The 15,177-nt window shown below is 73.7% G+C and carries 17 protein-coding genes; 7 read left to right on the plus strand and 10 right to left on the minus strand.

Features of this window, described 5'->3' with window-relative positions:
* Positions 1-25: 25 nt before the first annotated feature.
* Positions 26-664 (minus strand): fasciclin domain-containing protein, encoded by a 639-nt coding sequence (locus tag AC4BG9_RS15895; RefSeq protein ID WP_490572088.1) that lies wholly within the window; start codon positions 662-664, stop codon positions 26-28.
* A 132-nt stretch (positions 665-796) separates the two neighbouring features.
* Between AC4BG9_RS15895 and AC4BG9_RS15900 the strand changes: the two genes are divergently transcribed.
* Together AC4BG9_RS15900 and AC4BG9_RS15905 are read left to right on the plus strand one after the other, a co-directional pair.
* Complete coding sequence (locus AC4BG9_RS15900) at positions 797-1,579, plus strand: glycerophosphodiester phosphodiesterase (RefSeq protein ID WP_490572089.1); 783 nt, start codon at positions 797-799, stop codon at positions 1,577-1,579.
* A gap of 10 nt (positions 1,580-1,589) precedes the next feature.
* Positions 1,590-2,579: a DUF5926 family protein gene (locus AC4BG9_RS15905; RefSeq protein WP_490572090.1), complete on the plus strand. Its 990-nt coding sequence runs from the start codon at positions 1,590-1,592 to the stop codon at positions 2,577-2,579.
* 126 nt (positions 2,580-2,705) lie between these two features.
* Here the strand turns inward: AC4BG9_RS15905 and AC4BG9_RS15910 are convergent, their stop codons facing one another.
* Positions 2,706-3,254 (minus strand): DUF2243 domain-containing protein, encoded by a 549-nt coding sequence (locus AC4BG9_RS15910; protein ID WP_490572091.1) that lies wholly within the window; start codon positions 3,252-3,254, stop codon positions 2,706-2,708.
* Between the two features lie 53 nt (positions 3,255-3,307).
* On the opposite strand from AC4BG9_RS15910, the gene AC4BG9_RS15915 reads away from it, so the two are divergent.
* Together AC4BG9_RS15915 and AC4BG9_RS15920 are read left to right on the plus strand one after the other, a co-directional pair.
* A complete protein-coding gene (locus tag AC4BG9_RS15915; protein ID WP_490572092.1) occupies positions 3,308-3,643 on the plus strand; it encodes a YnfA family protein in 336 nt (111 codons plus the stop codon).
* Positions 3,644-3,661: 18 nt separating this feature from the next.
* Positions 3,662-4,441: an MBL fold metallo-hydrolase gene (locus tag AC4BG9_RS15920; RefSeq protein WP_490572093.1), complete on the plus strand. Its 780-nt coding sequence runs from the start codon at positions 3,662-3,664 to the stop codon at positions 4,439-4,441.
* Here AC4BG9_RS15920 and AC4BG9_RS15925 read toward each other — a convergent pair.
* The 5 genes from AC4BG9_RS15925 to larB all read right to left on the minus strand — a co-directional run bounded on the left by AC4BG9_RS15925 (position 4,352) and on the right by larB (position 10,555).
* The gene (locus tag AC4BG9_RS15925; RefSeq protein WP_490572094.1) at positions 4,352-6,505 is read right to left on the minus strand and encodes a phage holin family protein; all 2,154 of its coding nucleotides are present in this window, start codon (positions 6,503-6,505) and stop codon (positions 4,352-4,354) included. The genes AC4BG9_RS15920 and AC4BG9_RS15925 overlap by 90 nt on opposite strands.
* 89 nt (positions 6,506-6,594) lie before the next feature.
* A complete protein-coding gene (locus AC4BG9_RS15930) occupies positions 6,595-7,848 on the minus strand; it encodes an arginine deiminase (protein ID WP_490572095.1) in 1,254 nt (417 codons plus the stop codon).
* Between the two features lie 150 nt (positions 7,849-7,998).
* A complete protein-coding gene (locus tag AC4BG9_RS15935) occupies positions 7,999-8,616 on the minus strand; it encodes a TMEM165/GDT1 family protein (protein ID WP_490572096.1) in 618 nt (205 codons plus the stop codon).
* Positions 8,617-8,621: 5 nt separating this feature from the next.
* Complete coding sequence (gene larC, locus AC4BG9_RS15940; protein ID WP_490572097.1) at positions 8,622-9,851, minus strand: nickel pincer cofactor biosynthesis protein LarC; 1,230 nt, start codon at positions 9,849-9,851, stop codon at positions 8,622-8,624.
* A complete protein-coding gene (gene larB / locus AC4BG9_RS15945) occupies positions 9,848-10,555 on the minus strand; it encodes a nickel pincer cofactor biosynthesis protein LarB (protein WP_490572098.1) in 708 nt (235 codons plus the stop codon). Before larB ends, larC begins: the two co-directional genes overlap by 4 nt.
* A gap of 73 nt (positions 10,556-10,628) precedes the next feature.
* Between larB and AC4BG9_RS15950 the strand changes: the two genes are divergently transcribed.
* Both AC4BG9_RS15950 and AC4BG9_RS15955 read left to right on the plus strand, forming a co-directional pair.
* Positions 10,629-11,060, plus strand: coding sequence for an antitoxin (locus AC4BG9_RS15950; protein WP_490572099.1), 432 nt, complete (start codon positions 10,629-10,631; stop codon positions 11,058-11,060).
* A 43-nt stretch (positions 11,061-11,103) separates the two neighbouring features.
* The gene (locus tag AC4BG9_RS15955) at positions 11,104-11,661 is read left to right on the plus strand and encodes a hypothetical protein (protein WP_490572100.1); all 558 of its coding nucleotides are present in this window, start codon (positions 11,104-11,106) and stop codon (positions 11,659-11,661) included.
* Between the two features lie 20 nt (positions 11,662-11,681).
* Here the strand turns inward: AC4BG9_RS15955 and AC4BG9_RS15960 are convergent, their stop codons facing one another.
* Both AC4BG9_RS15960 and AC4BG9_RS15965 read right to left on the minus strand, forming a co-directional pair.
* Positions 11,682-12,227, minus strand: coding sequence for a maltokinase N-terminal cap-like domain-containing protein (locus AC4BG9_RS15960; protein WP_490572101.1), 546 nt, complete (start codon positions 12,225-12,227; stop codon positions 11,682-11,684).
* 33 nt (positions 12,228-12,260) lie between these two features.
* Positions 12,261-13,754 carry an SDR family NAD(P)-dependent oxidoreductase gene (locus AC4BG9_RS15965; protein WP_490572102.1) on the minus strand — a complete coding sequence of 498 codons (1,494 nt, stop codon included), beginning with the start codon at positions 13,752-13,754 and terminating at the stop codon, positions 12,261-12,263.
* A gap of 215 nt (positions 13,755-13,969) precedes the next feature.
* Here AC4BG9_RS15965 and AC4BG9_RS15970 point away from each other — a divergent pair, with 215 nt between their 5' ends.
* The gene (locus AC4BG9_RS15970; RefSeq protein WP_490572103.1) at positions 13,970-14,437 is read left to right on the plus strand and encodes a hemerythrin domain-containing protein; all 468 of its coding nucleotides are present in this window, start codon (positions 13,970-13,972) and stop codon (positions 14,435-14,437) included.
* On the opposite strand, the gene AC4BG9_RS15975 is transcribed toward AC4BG9_RS15970, so the two are convergent.
* Positions 14,356-15,177: HNH endonuclease signature motif containing protein (locus AC4BG9_RS15975; protein ID WP_490572104.1), on the minus strand; the 822-nt coding region annotated here is incomplete at its 5' end. The two genes, AC4BG9_RS15970 and AC4BG9_RS15975, sit on opposite strands and share 82 nt — an antisense overlap.

The following is a 15,177-nucleotide window of genomic DNA, read 5'->3' on the forward strand; positions in this document are numbered from 1 at the left end:
GTCTCCGGGAGCCCTCAGGCGCGTGTCACAGGTCGATCGGGCGGAGCACCCGGTCGATGCCGTGCGCCACCTGCTTGTTGCCCTTGTTGAGGTCGAGCGCCTTGAGCACGACGCGGGGGTCCTTGTCGTTGCGGTCGCGGTCGACGAGCGTGATCACGGTGCGCTTGCCCTTCTTGGCGATCTTGACCTTGACCTTGCCGCCCTGGGCGGTGGTCAGCTTGGCCTTGTTGGACTTCAGCACCTTGTTGCTGGTCAGGGTGGCGCCCGGGACCACGTGGTAGAGCAGCACGGTCTCGATGGTGTCGACCCCGGCGGCCTCCACGAGGGTGTTGAAGATCTCCTCCTCGCTCTGGATGGTCTTGCCGGTGAGGTCCTGGGCGAACAGGCGGAAGGCCTGGTCGGTCGGCGCGAAGGCCGTCAGGCGGGTCGAGCCGTCGGCGAGCAGGGCCACCGGGGAGTCGGGCTTCGCGCCGACCACGGCCAGCGCGGCCTCGGTGACGATGTCGAAGTCGGACTTGTTGTCGTCGAACCTGTTGCCGTCCGAGGTCAGGGCCGAGACGAGGGACTTCTCCTTGGGGGCCTTCGCAGCCTCGGCGGGCATGGCGGCGCCGAAGACGGTCGCGGCGGTGGCGAGTGCGGCCAGAGATCCGGTGAGTCGCTTCATCAAACTGTTCCTCTCAACGCGTGGGCGTCTCGGTCGACGCCCTGGTGCCCTCTTCTCCGGAGAAGTGCCGTCGCCGGATGCACCTGGACGCAGGTTTTTCCGCCGGGTCCGCGATGTTGCAGACTGCCCCCTATGAGACCGCAGGTGGTCGCCCATCGGGGGGCCAGCCACGAGAAGGCCGAGCACACCCTGGCGGCCTACGTCGCCGCCCTGGACGCCGGGGCGGAGGCGCTGGAGTGCGACGTCCGACTGACCTCCGACGGCCACCTGGTCTGCGTGCACGACCGCACGCTGAGGCGTACCGCCTCGAGCCCGGGCCTGGTCTCCACGATGAGCCTGGCCGAGCTCGACGAGCTCGACTTCGCCAGCTGGAAGAACCCGTGGGCCGAGCTGGACGACGAGGGCCCGGAGCTCGACGACTCCTACCGCAAGGTGCTCACGCTGCGCCGCCTGCTGGAGATGGTCCGGGACTACGAGCGCCCCGTGCAGGTGGCCATCGAGACCAAGCACCCGGTCCGGTACGGCGGGCTGGTGGAGCGCCGCCTGGTCGAGACGCTCTCCGACTTCGGCTGGTCCGGCGCCGGCTCCCCGGCCCGGGTGATGAGCTTCTCGTGGGCGGCCCTGCAGCGGGTGGAGCGGCAGGCCCCCGAGCTGGAGCTGGTGATGCTGATCGAGAAGGCCCACCACTGGCCGATGCTGCGCCGGGTGATCGGGCCGCACTGGAAGGTGGGTCCCGGCATCGATGAGCTGCGCGAGCACCCGGGGCTGGCCCGGCGCCTGGTGAACAGCCACCGGGACATCCATGTCTGGACGGTCAACAACCAGGCCGACCTCGAGCTCTGCCTCGACCTGGGGGTCCGCGCGGTCATCAGTGACCGACCGGCCTACATGCTGGAGCTGCTGGACGGCGGGTAGGTTCTCGCGCATGGCCAAGAAGTCGCGCACCAAGTCACGAGACGCCCAGGCACCCGGCGACGGCGGGTCCGCCGCCGGGACCGAAGGGGCCGTCGGCCCCCGCCAGCCCTGTCCCTGCGGGTCGGGCAAGCGCTACAAGGCGTGCCACGGCGCGGCCGGCGGGGCGAGCGCCCCCTTCGTCGCCCGTCCCTTCGAGGGTCTGGCCGGCGAGTGCGACATCATCGCGCTGCGCGAGCTGGTGCCCGCCGCGACCGCGCCGCTGCGGCTGCGCGACGGGGTCGCCCCCGAGGGGTGGACCGGCTCGGTGCGGCTGTGCTCGCTGCTGCCGATGGCCTCCCCCGCGATGGTGCGCGACTCCGGCGACGTGTGGCTCGGCCTCCAGGTCCAGCACCAGTTCGGCGACCCCTCGCGCGACCTGGCGGCGGTGCTGGAGCAGGCGCTCGCGCGGGCGGCAGCCGGCGAGAGCGGCGTGGTCGGGCTGACCACCGACCCCGGCAGCGGCCCCCGGTTGCAGGACCTCGTCGTCGACGAGCCGCTGGAGATCACCGTGCACGACGGCTTCGGCTACTGGATCGACGACGTGCCCGAGCGCGACGCCGAGATGGAGGCGGCCCTGGAGCAGGCCAACGGCTCGGCGAACCCCACGGTGCGGCTGCGCAGCGTCGAGGCGGCGTACTGGACGAACGTGGGCCCCAAGGAGCACCTGCGCTGGGTGATGCCGCACGACGAGGACGCGCTGCTCACCGCCCTGGCCCGGCTGCACGCGGCCGGTGAGGACTCGGTCGCCGAGGGCTCCCGCCTGGTCGGGATGTTCCGCGCCCACGGTCTGCTGGCCCCGGTGTGGGACCTGCCGGTCGGCACCGGCGCGGAGGTCCTGGAGGAGCCGGCGGCGCGCTTCGCGGCCGCCCTCGAGGCGGCGCTGGCCGACGGGAGCGAGCTCAGCACCGAGCAGCGCTCCGCCCGGGCCGGCCTGGCCAACCGCCAGGTGACGATCCGCTGACGGTCGCCACCCCGGGACGGTAAGTGAGACATCGCTCTCATCTAGCGGGATTCACCGGCTCAGGGGTTTGAGATCCGGGGCGGAGTGGCGTACGTTGTGACAGCCCGGTCGTTGTTGTATCCCCCGTCAACAGCGGCCGGGTACCTTCATTTTCCCGGCGCCCGTCATCGCGGCCAGGCCCCGGCGGTGCCAGAGCCACCCGGCCAGCACCAGCAGCACTCCGGAGGCCAGGAACCCCAGGTCCCAGGAGAGCGGGGCGCCGAGGTCGTCCCGGACGTGGTGGACACCCAGCAGCTGATGGTTGACCAGGCCCTCGACCAGGTTGAAGATCCCCCAGCCGGCCACCACCAGGCCCAGCTGGAAGCCCCAGCTCGGCGCCATCCGGCCCTGCCGCCAGGTGGCGATCATCGCGAGGATCCCGCCGGCCACCAGGAACCAGGTCGCGAGGTGGAAGAAGCCGTCGGCGAGGGTGTTGACCTCGAGCCCGGCGACGGTGTCGACCGGCTCCACGTCGCTGACCATGTGGTGCCACTGGAGGATCTGGTGGAGCACGATCCCGTCGACGAAGCCGCCCAGGCCGAGACCGAGCATCAGGCCGGGGCCCCGCGAGGGAGGCTCCGCGGCCGGTCCGCGGGCGGGCTGGCCGGTGGTGCCGGCGGCTGCGGTGTGGTCCATGCCGTCCTGGTACCCGCCGGGCCCGGACCCCACCCGTGCGGCACGCTGTCCCCATGACCGTCGCGCGCTCCGTCCTGCTCTTCGTCGTCGCCGCGCTCTTCGAGATCGGCGGGGCCTGGCTGGTGTGGCAGGGGATCCGGGAGCACCGCGGCTGGCTGTGGGCGGGGGCCGGGGTGATCGCGCTGGGGCTCTACGGCTTCGTCGCGACCCTCCAGCCCGATGCCGGCTTCGGCCGGATCCTGGCGGCCTACGGCGGCGTCTTCGTGGCCGGCTCCCTGGCCTGGGGGATGGTGGTCGACGGCTTCCGCCCCGACCGGTTCGACCTCGTCGGGGCCGCGCTCTGCCTGGTCGGGGTCGCGGTCATCATGTACGCCCCCCGGGCGGGCTGAGGGGGCTACGCTCGAGGAGTGCCTGGAGACGGCCTGCTCAGGTTGGTGTGGCTGGGCCACTCGACCGTGGTGATCGACCTGGCCGGCAGCCGACTGCTGACCGACCCGCTGCTGCGAGCCCACAACAACCTGCTGCGCCGCCGGCCGCCGGCGCCGCGGGCCGAGCAGTGGGCCGGCACCGACGCCGTCCTCCTCTCCCACCTGCACCTCGACCACGCCGAGCTCCCGTCGCTGCGGCTGGTGCCCGGGGTGCCGGTGGTCACCGGCCCGGCCAACGCCCGCTGGGCGACCCGCCAGGGCCTGCGGGGGGTGTGTCCCGAGGAGTGGCTCGACGTCGGCGAGGTGCAGGTGCGGCTGGTGCGCGCGGTGCACCACGACCGGCCCCTGCCGCACCGGCCCCGCGACGCGCACGGTCACCTGCTCCGCTCGCGCGGCACCACGGTGTGGTTCGCCGGCGACACCGAGCTCTACCGGGAGATGGTGGACCTGCCCGGGCTCGCCGGGACGGACCGGCTGGACGTGGCGATCGTGCCGATCGGCGGGTGGGGCCCGCGCCTCTCCGGCGGCCACCTGGGTCCGGTGCAGGCCGCGGAGGCCTGCGCGAGGACGGGGGCGCGGTACGCCCTGCCGGTCCACTGGGGCACCCTGCACCCGCCGATGATGCGGGCGGCGGGCGGCTGGTTCGAGCGGCCGCTGGACGCCTTCGTCTCAGCGGTCGCCGACGGGGCTCCGGGGTGCGAGGTGGTGCAGGTCGCCCCCGGCGAGCCCTGGACCCTCGACGTCGGCCAGGACGGGTGACTCCCGGCGCTGGCCGCTGAGGCGCAGGAACCCCAGCAGCACCTGGTGCAGCTGGTCGGCGCCCTCCACCCGCTGCGGCACCGCGTCGGCCAGGTCGCCGGGCACCAGCAGGACCGCGCTCTCCTGCCACCCGCCGAGGCCGCCGTGTGCCCCGACGAGCTCCTCGAAGGCGGCGATGTCGAGGGTGTGCGGATCGATCGAGCTGTTGACGTAGAGGTCCGGTGCCTCGGGGCGCAGCACGGCGCGGGCCAGCAGCCGGTGGGCCGGCTCGCCGAAGTGGCGCAGCGGGTCCTTCCCGGTGACGTGGCCGGTCGCGAGCTGGCACCGGCCGTCGGGCCCCTGGGCCCACGGCGCCCCCTCCTCGTCGAGGCCAGCGACGAACCCCACCCCCGGGTGCTGTGCGAGCCCGGACAGCAGCCGCGGCCACCGCTGGTCCAGCTCGTCGAGGCTGAGGCGGGTCGGGCCCGGCACGTAGAGCAGGCCCAGGTTGCCCGAGGCGAGCACCACGACCTCGTCGGCGGCCGGGGCGTGCCGCCCACCGTGGGTGAGCCCGGGGCTCGCGCCGTTCTCCCGGTCGACCTCCCGGTCGACCCGGCGCTGGGCCGGCCGGGCGACCCGGCCGGCCAGGCCCTCGCTGCCCAGGTCCTGGACCAGGGCGTGGGCCCGGCCCCATCCCTCGTCCGCGGCCACGGGATGACGGACCTCGACCGCCATCAGCTCCGAGCAGACCGCCGCGAGGTCCCGGCCGTAGCGGTCGGCGAAGGGCTGGCCCTGCGACTGGCCGTGGTCGGAGACGACCACGAGCCGGTAGCGGCGCGGCGCCCGGGCCGCGAGCCGCTCGAGCTGGGCCAGCACCCGGTCGAGCCCCTCGAGCGAGGCGATCGACTCGTGCCGGAGGATCCCCGCGTGGTGGGCGATCTCGTCGTAGTCCACGTAGTCGACGTAGACCACCTTGCGGCCGGCCAGCATCTCCTCGGCGACCAGCGCGGTGTTGAGGTCGCGCTGGAGGGCGTTGGTCAGGGCGCGGAGCATCGCGAAGGTCCACGTCCGTGGGATCCGCGGCTCCAGCCCCTGGCGCACCTGGACCCGCGCCTGCCACCGCTCCTTGACCACCTCGCCCACCGTGCGGGTCAGGCTGCGGGCGAAGCCGGTGGGGGTGAGCATGAACCAGGCGACGGCCCGCTTGGTCTGGAGCGAGCCGGGGTCGGCGTCGACGCGGCTCATCGTGAGCAGCGCGCGGGCAGCGTCGCCGGAGAAGAGGTTGGAGATCGAGGTGCCGTCCTCGCAGAGCAGGCCGCGGCCGTCGCTGACCCGCTCCTCGATGATCCGGGCGTCCGCCGGGTGGTTGGCGACCAGCACCCGGCCCAGCTCCCGGTCGTACCACCGGAAGCCGGGGATGCCGGCCACGGTGCCGTGCAGGATGCCCTGCTGGCTGGCCGGGGTGGTGCAGGGCAGCTGCGGCGTCCACTCCAGGAGGCGGTGGCTGCCCGAGGTGATCCACCGGCGGATCGTCGGCACCCCGCCGGCCTGCACCGCCCAGCGCAGCACCGGGAAGGGCACGCCGTCGAGCTGGACGACCACCACCCCGTCGACCTCGGGGTCGGGCGGCGCCACCGGGCGGCTTCGCCGGGCCAGCGCGGTGGTGAACGACGCGTCGGTGCCCGCGGAGGCGACGTAGGCCGCCAGCGTGCCGGCCATCGCGCACAGCCAGCTCACCGCGAAGGCGATCGCCCAGGTGGAGGTGATCCCGGGCACCGCGATCATCGCGACGTGCATCACCACCCCCTGGACGACGAAGGCGAGCGGCAGCACCGTGAGCCAGGCGATCCGCACGCTCATCTCCACCAGCACGGGGCGCACCAGGAGGCCGACCACCCCGCTGACCGCCGCGACCGCCGCGAGACGCCAGAGGGAGGAGGCGGAGAGGCCGGGCAGCAGCCGGGTCGAGAGCCACAGGACCGCGGTCGAGACCGCCCAGGTCGACACCAGCCGCCACACGTCGGAGCCGGTGAGCCGCCACTGGTGCCGGGCCGGGCGCGCCGTGGCGGGTTCGTCGCTCGACATCGGCGCCTCCAGCCCTTGGCGGTTCGCCAATCGGACCGTTCCATCCCTACCCCACCGGGTCGCAGAGCGGAAGGGGCCTCGGGCCGGCGTCAGCCGGGCGGGAGCGGCGCCCGGGAGATCGGGCAGCTCATGCACCGCGGGCCGCCCCGGCCCGAGCCGAGCTCGGAGCCGGCGATCCGGACCACCTCGATGCCGGCCGCCTCGAGCCGGTCGTTGGTCTCGTCGTTGCGCTCGTAGGCCACCGCCACCCGGGGCGCCAGGGCCAGGGTGTTGTTGCCGTCGTCCCACTGCTCGCGCTCGGCGGTGACCGGGTCGAGCCCGGTGTCGATCTGGTGCAGGGTGTCGATCTGCATGGCCTTGGCCGCCGCGACCAGGAAGGGCTCCGCGGGTGCGACCACGAGGTCGCCGGTGCCGTCGCCGCCGGCGTCGTCCTGGGTGACGGCGTGGGCGCGCAACGAGTCGGCGACGTTGGGGTACATCACGATCTTGTCGACGTCGACCATGGTGCAGACCGTGTCCAGGTGCATGGTCGCCCGCTCCTGGGTGATCGGCACGGCCAGCACCGTGTGGGCCAGGCCGTGGGCGAAGAGGTGCCGGGCGAAGCGCTCCACGCCGGCCGCCGTCGTCCGCTCGCCCACGCCGACCGCGACCACGCCCGGTGACATCAGCAGCACGTCGCCGCCCTCGACGTACTCGTGCTGCCAGCCGTGGATCGTGCCGGTGCCGACGAACCGCGGGTGGAGGGTGTAGATCAGCTCGGTCAGCTGGGCCTCGCGCCGCCGGGCGGGCATCGCCAGCGAGGTGATCGCCGCCCGGTCGCGGATCCAGACCGAGGAGTCGCGCGTGAAGAGCAGGTTGGGCAGCGGGTCGATGAGGAAGTCGTCGCTGGCCATCAGCGAGGTGACGAGGCCGAAGCCGCCGCGGACCTCGTCGTTGCGGACGCCGGCGGTGAGGAAGAGGGCGAGCTCGTCGGGAGTGTGGTCGTGGAGCGCGGTGCGCAGGTAGGTCGCCATGGTGTCGCCGAGGTGCAGGGTGTTGGTGACGCCCTCGATCGCCCGCTCGCGGGCTTCGGCGCCGGCCAGGGTCTCGGTCAGCAGGTCGGTCAGGTAGAGCACCTCGACGCCGCGGTCGCGCAGGATGGCGGCGAAGGCGTCGTGCTCCTCCTGCGCGCGGCTGACCCAGGGGATGCCGTCGAAGAGCAGCTTGTCGTTGTTGCGGGGCGTCAGCCGCTTGAGCTCGGGCCCGGGACGGTGGAGCATCACCGTCTGCAGCGTGCCGACCTCGCTGTCGGCGCCATGTGGCAGTCGGGCGGGCTGAGCGCTGGCTGGATCCGTCGCGACCATGCCCGGCACTCTAGTGGCGGGCGCCACGCCCGGCGGCGGGGCGAGCGGCAGCTCCGGCATCCGGGGGAGCAGGAGTCGTCGGCGGGCGTCGACCAGCCACGGCGGCGGGTCCTCGAGCTGGTCGGCCGCCTCGCCGAGGAGCCCGCGGCCTCAGCCCGCCAGCAGCTCGTAGGCCGAGAGCGCCGCGAGCAGCAGGCAGACGCTGGCGCCCGCGTAGTGCAGGACCGAGAGACTCACCTTCGCCAGCAGCACCCGGCCCACGATGACGGCGAGGCCGGAGACCGTCAACAGGGCGCCCCAGGCGCCGAGGAAGACCGAGACCGGGTCGTCGTACTTGGCGACCAGCGACAGGGTGAGCAGCTGGGAGAGGTCGCCCCACTCGGCGGCGAAGAGCACCAGGAACGAGGTCAGCACGACCTTGAACCCGCGCACCTCCCCGCGGGCGGCGGCCTTCTCGGAGAACTCCTGCTCGGTCTCGGACTCGCCCTCGGCCTGGTCGTGGCTGCGGGCCTCCCGGAAGAGCAGCACCGCGCCGACCAGGAAGAGCACCATCGCGGCGGCCCGCACCACCTCGGTGGGCAGGAACGCCGCCGCCTTGCCGAGGGCGACCGCGATCCCGGTCTGCACCGCGAAGGCGAGCCCGACGCCGATCCAGACCAGCAGCGGCCGGAACCGGGTGCTGAGCACCAGGGTGGCGATGAAGGTCTTGTCCGGCAGCTCGACCAGGAAGAGGGCGCCGAAGGTGAGCGCGACGACCGCGAGGTCCACGTGGCCTACTCCTTGAGGAAAGCCCGGCTCGCGGCCGCGGCGTCCGCCAGCACCTCGCTGACCGGGCGGCCGAGGGCACTGGCGGCCCGGACGACGTCGTCGAACTCGGGCTGTGCGTTGACGAGGTCCCCGTGGTGCCGGGCGAGCTTGACCGCGATGGTCTGCCCGTCGACCTCGACGTCCACCATCTCACGCTCCAGCGCGTGCTTCCCGAGCGGGATCTCGCGGACGCCGATGGTGCTGGTGTGCCGGAAGACCGCCGCGCGGACCTCCTCGGCCCGCTCGGCGGCGACCAGGACGGAGAGGGTGTGCGCCGGCCGGCCCTTCTTCATCAGGATCGGCGTGAGCCAGGCGTCGCTCGCGCCGGCGGCCAGCAGCGCGGCGATCACCTGGGGCCACAGGCGCGGGTCGAGGTCGTCGATGTTGGACTCGATGAGCAGCGGGCGCGGGTCCGGGACGCTGCTCACCCGGACCTCGTGGGGCCCGGGGGCGGTCGGGTGCCCGACGAGCAGCCGCAGCACGTTGGCGTGACCCGCGGGGTCGCGGCCGCCGGCGCCGACGCCGATCCTCTCGGTGACCATCGCCGGCTGCGCGCCCCACCCGGTGGCCAGGGTGGTGAGCAGCGCCGCGCCGGTGGGGGTGCAGAGCTCGGTCTCCGGGGCGCCGTCGGGTCCGGCGTACGACGGGACGCCGCGCAACAGCTCGGCGACCGCGGGCGGGGGCACCGGCAGCACCCCGTGCGCGCCGCGGACGGTGCCGGAGCCGACCGCGACGGCGCTGACCACCACCTCGGTGACGTCGACCCGGTCGCGGAGCCAGACGAAGCCGGCGCTGACCCCGACCACGTCGGCGATCGCGTCGAGGGCGCCGACCTCGTGGAAGGCGATCTCGGCCGGGTCGACGCCGTGCACGGCTGCCTCGGCGGCCGCGAGCCGCTCGAAGACCCGGAGCGCCAGCTCGCGGACCGGCTCGGCCAGGGCGGCGTCTCCCAGGAGCTCCTGGATGTCGCGCCAGCTGCGGTGCTGCTGGGAGTCGGCGACCTCCACGTGGCAGCGGGTGGCGGTGAAGCCGCCGCGGTTCACCCGCTCGGCACGCAGGGTGACCGGCTCGGGCGAGACGGCGGAGACCGCGGACTGCAGCTCCTCCAGCGGGACGCCGGCCGCGAGCAGGGCGCCGAGCAGCATGTCGCCGCTGGCGCCGGAGAGGGAGGCGTCGATCCACACGGTCCCGCTCACGGGCGCTCCTCCGGCTGGGCGGCCGACTGGCGGGCGATGCGGGCGGCCGCGACCCCGGCGCCGTACCCGTTGTCGATGTTGACCACGGTGACTCCGGGTGCGCAGGAGCTGAGCATCCCCAGCAGCGCTGCCACCCCGCCCAGCGAGGCGCCGTACCCGACGCTGGTGGGCACCGCGATCAGCGGGACGCCGACCAGGCCGCCGACGACCGAGGGCAGCGCGCCCTCCATCCCGGCGACGACGACGAGGCAGTCGGCGGCCTCGAGCCGGTCGCGGACGGCGAGCAGCCGGTGCAGCCCGGCGACCCCGACGTCGGTGATCCGCTCGACGCCGGCCCCGTGGACCCGCACCGTCACCTCGACCTCGGTGGCGACGGGGGCGTCGGAGGTGCCGGCGGCGACCACGACGACGCGCCCGCGGGGCGTGGGCAGCGGCCCGAGGACGGCGGTGCGCGCCACGGCGTCCACGTCGGCCCCGACCGCGGCGCAGGCGGTGAGCGACTCCTCGGAGAGGCGGGTCGCCAGCACCGCCCGGTCGGGGTGGGCGGCGTGCAGGGTGGTGAGGATGTCGGCGACCTCGGCGGCGGTCTTGCCGGCGCCGTAGACCACCTCGGGGTCGCCGGTGCGCCGCCGCCGGTCCAGGTCGACGCGAGCGAAGCCGAGGTCGGCGGTGGTCCCGTGCTGCTCGTCGCTCCCGTCCGTCACGCCCTGCAACCTACTCTGGTGCCACGCACGCGCCCACGCGCTGTGCTCCGACACCGTGACCCGGGAGATCCTCATGGCCTTCGCTGACGACATGAAGAAGAAGATCGACGAGCTCGAGGTGGAGCGCCGCCTGAAGAAGCTCGCCGACGAGGCCGACAAGACGGTCAACGAGACGGTCGAGAAGGCCGGTGGCCTGGCCCACGAGCGCCGCGACGAGGTCGAGGGCTGGATCGGCAAGGCCACCGAGCGGGTCAACACGAAGACCAAGGGCCAGTACGCCGACAAGGTCGAGAAGGTCCGCACCGGTCTCCTCAGCGGCCTCGACAAGCTGGCCGCCAAGCGGCGGATGGACCCGGTCGCGGAGATCGACGGCCCGTCGAGCCCGTCGAGCCCGTCGAGCCCGTCCACCGGGGGGCCCGCGACGGGCCCGACGCCGTCCGACGGCGCTCCCGGGACCGGCCCCGAGGCAGGCTCCGAGCGCCCGACGGACCCGCCGCTCTCCTAGGCGGCTCGCGGGGGAGACGGACCGGCCGGGGGGCGGTGGGCTCGTGAGGCACGTACGCCGCGAGGTGATGCTGCTGCGCGCGCTCGGGCTGCTGCTGACCGGGCGCCGGGACGTGGCCCCGGGCGAGGAGCCCATCGCCTACTCCGGGCCGCTGGTCGCGATGCTCACCGTGCTGACCGTGGTCGACGGGATCGTCGCGGTGCTGTTGCACGCCCTGCTCCCGGAGTCGGTGAAGGCGCTCGCCCTGGTGCTCGGAGTGGTCGGCGTGGTCTGGCTGGCCGGGTTCGTCGCCTCGCTGGTCTGCTACCCGCATGTGGTCTCAGCCGAGCGTCTGCGGTTGCGCTTCAGCGTCTTCCACGACGTGTCGCTCCCGCTGGCCGCGGTGCGAGCGGTGAGCACCACCCACCGCCAGCCGCGGACCCAGCGGTCGGCCGAGCAGTTCGACGACGAGCTGGAGATGGTGGTCGCCGGTCAGGCGGGCGTGGTCGTCGAGCTGGACCCGGCGATTGGCCCGGCGCCGGGCCCTCTGACTCGGGTGACCTTCCACGCCGACGATCCGCGCCGGGCGGTGGCGCTGGTGCGCGAGCGCGCCGGCGTGTGAGGCCATCCCGGTCTGAGACCTCAGCGGGCGGCGACCACGGCCTCGCCGCCGGGCCAGGTCGCGACGAGCTGCTCCTGGTTTGGCAGCGCCTCACCCAGCACCCGCGCGAGCCGCAGCCGGGCCGGTGCCTCGGCGGCGTCCGCGGCGCCGACCCGGCGCCGCACCCGGACGACGGGCTCCCGCCGATCGACCACCACGCCGTCCTCGTGGACCTCCAGGACCGCCTGCTCCTGCTCACCGGCCAGGGCGCGCTCGAAGCAGGCGCGCCCGACGGGGTCCGCGTCGCCCGGGTAGACCCAGCGCGCTCCGAGGACGGAGTGGTCCATGGTTGCGACCGGCTCGACGTCGTCGAGGGGTGAGCTGCGGTAGGTCAGCGGCACGTGGAGGACGACGTCGCCGCGGCTGACGAGGAGCGCCTCGACGCCCACCTCGCCGTCAGGGTCGTCGAAGCGGTAGCCGCCGATGACCTCGACCTCCCCGGCGCCACCCCAGGGCTGCCGGTCGAGCCACGCTTCGACGAGCTCGGCCTTCGTGGGCGTCAGGGTCGCGCGGTGGAGGATCGCCATGCGGTCAGCCTAGGACCGGGCGCGGCCCGGGGGTCACCACGGAGAGGGCTTGTAGTCCTTCACGAAGCAGCCGTAGAGGTCCTCGCCCTGCTCGCCGAGCACGATCGGGTCGTAGACCCGGGCCGCACCGTCGACCAGGTCGAGCGGCGCGTGCCACCCCTCGGCCGCGATCCGCAGCTTCTCCTGGTGGGGCCGCTCGTCGGTGATCCAGCCGGTGTCGACGGCGGTCATCAGGATCTTGTCGGTCTCGAACATCTCGCCCGCGCTGGTGCGGGTCATCATGTTGAGCGCCGCCTTGGCCATGTTGGTGTGCGGGTGGCCCGGCCCCTTGTAGCGGCGGGAGAACTGGCCCTCCATCGCCGAGACGTTGACGACGTAGGCCCGGCGCGCGCCCGCCTGCACGGCTCGCCGCATCGCGGGGCGGAGCCGGGAGACCAGCAGGAACGGTGCGATCGAGTTGCACAGCTGCACCTCGAGGAGCTCCAGCGGGTCGACCTCGTCGACGTGCTGGGTCCAGGAGTTGGTGCTCTGGGTGTCGGGCAGCAGACCGCCGGCGTCGACGGCCGAGCCGTCCAGGTGGGCGGCGAGCGAGGCGTTGCCGGCCTTGAGGGCCAGGGCGGTGATCGAGGCGGCGGTGTGGGCGGCCTCGGCGAGCTCGGTCGGCTCCCCCTCGTGGTGGGCGACCGCGGTGGTGGTCAGGGCGCCGGCGATGGCGGCCGGGTGAGCCTCGGAGATCCCGTCGAAGGTGACCATCTCGGGCAGCTCCCGGTCGCCGGGGAGGGGAGCGTCCTCCATCTCGACCAGGCGCGAGTAGGCGCCCGGCGTGCGGCGCACCGTCTGGCAGGCGTTGTTGATCAGGATGTCCAGCGGGCCGGCGGCGGCGACGTCGTCGGCGAGGCTGATCACCTGGGCGGGGTCGCGCAGGTCGATCCCGACGACCTTGAGCCGGTGCAGCCAGTCGCCCGAGTCCTCCATGGCGGAGAAGCGGCGGACCGCGTCCTTGGGGAACCGGGTGGTGATGGTGGTGTGCGCCCCGTCGCGCAGCAGCCGCAGCGCGATGTACATGCCGATCTTGGCGCGGCCGCCGGTGAGCAGGGCGCGCTTGCCGGTGAGGTCGGTGCGCTGGTCGCGCTTGGCGTGCGACATGGCGGCGCAGCGGGGGCAGAGCCAGTGGTAGAAGGCGTCGACGAGGGTGAAGTCCTCCTTGCAGATGTAGCAGCCCCGCGGGGTGAGCAGCTCGCCCGCGAAGGCGCCCGGCGCGTGGGAGACCAGCGGGATCCCCGCGGTCTCGTCGTCGATCCGCATCGGCGAGCCGGTGGCGGTCTGCTCGATGATCGCCCGGTCGTGCGCCGCCTCGGCCTCGCGCTTGCGGGTACGCCGCTCCTTCTTCAGAGCCTTGTACATGTGCGAGGCCGCCCGCTTGACCTGGATCAGGTCGGGGTGGTCGTCGGGGAGCTCGTGGAGCCGTTCGAGGACGCGGATCGTGGTCGCGAGGTCGTCGGGATCGAGGCCGGGCTGGTGCAACACGCAGGGATCCTACGGCGGACCGTGGCCGGGACCCGCTTCCGAGCCGCTTCCGGGCCGGTGGCCGGAGCATGGCCGGAGCGTGGGCAGTGGCCAGGGTCACGAGGAGTCGCTAGCCTCGCGCCCAGCATCGCGTGCGGGTGGCGGACAGCGTCACGCATGGAGGTGCCGAACCGGGAAGGTGACGTCGATGACGCTCCGTTCCTCGTTCCTCACCCGTGGGTGAGGACGTACACAGGCTGATCGCCTGGCACCACGAGATGAAGGCCGTGCACGCACGGCTGCGCGACGCGCTGGAGATCGTCCAGGAGTCGTTGCGCGAGGGCCGGGCGATCCCGCTGGTCGAGCGGGAGCTGCTGCTCCACTGCCACGGGTTCTGCGTGGCCCTGGACGGCCACCACCGCGGGGAGGACGACGCGCTGTTCCCTCGGCTGGCCGAGCTGCGGCCGGAGCTGGCCTCGGTGCTGGGCTACCTGCGGCAGGACCACTCCATGATCGCGAACCTGATCGCGGCGCTGCGCGGCGCGATCGAGCGGGAAGACCCGCCGGCGAAGCTCCAACGGCACCTCGACGGGATCGCCGCGATCATGGAGTCGCACTTCCGCTACGAGGAGCGCGAGCTGCTCGGCGTGCTGCGGGAGGTGGAGCTGGAGATCTCCCCGGAGGCAGCCTTCGGTCCGCTGTGAAGCACCCGGCCGTGACCCAACCGCTGGGGCCCGCCCGCTGGGACCCGCCGCTGGGACCCGCCGCGGGGACCCGCCCCGGCGCCTCGCTCCAACCGCCGCCGGTGGAATCGGTAGTCCCCACAAGGGTGTCGTCTGAGGTCCCAGCCCGGGTCGTGGGCTTTGCGGTGGTGGTGGCCGCAGAGGGGGAGCCCGTTGTCGAGATCGGTATGCCCGTGGTTGCCCCAGGCGAGTTGGTGGTGGTGGATCTCGCACCAGGCGAAGGGGCGTTCACAGCCGCCGACGGCGCAGCTGTCGTAGACCAGGGAGAGGGCGCGGCGTTGGGTGAGGGTGTGGAGTCGGGTCAGTCGGCCGAGGTCGAGGGGTTCGGAGCGGCTGCCGAGGACGGCGGGGACCAGCCCGGCCTCGCAGGCGAGGCGGCGGGCCTCGCCGGCGGTGATGGTGGTGCCGGTGTCGAGCTTGGCGGCGCCGATCCCGGTGAGGAGGGCGTCGAGGTCGAGGGTGACCAGGACGGTGGTCTGGGAGGTGGCCAGTCCGGTGGTGGGGAGGTGCTCGATGAGCTCGCACAGGGCCTGGCCCTGGGTGACCAGGTAGGACTGCGACGACGGGGCGGACTCGTCGATCACGCTCTGACGGGTCCCGTCGGCGGCGTGCTTGGCGGCGAGTCGGCGGGGGGAGGTGAGGTGGCCCAGGACGGTGTCGAGGAGGTGGCCGTGGAGCTCGGGGATGCGGAACTTCCCGCT

The sequence above is a fragment of the Nocardioides sp. Z40_12 genome (assembly GCF_058215795.1).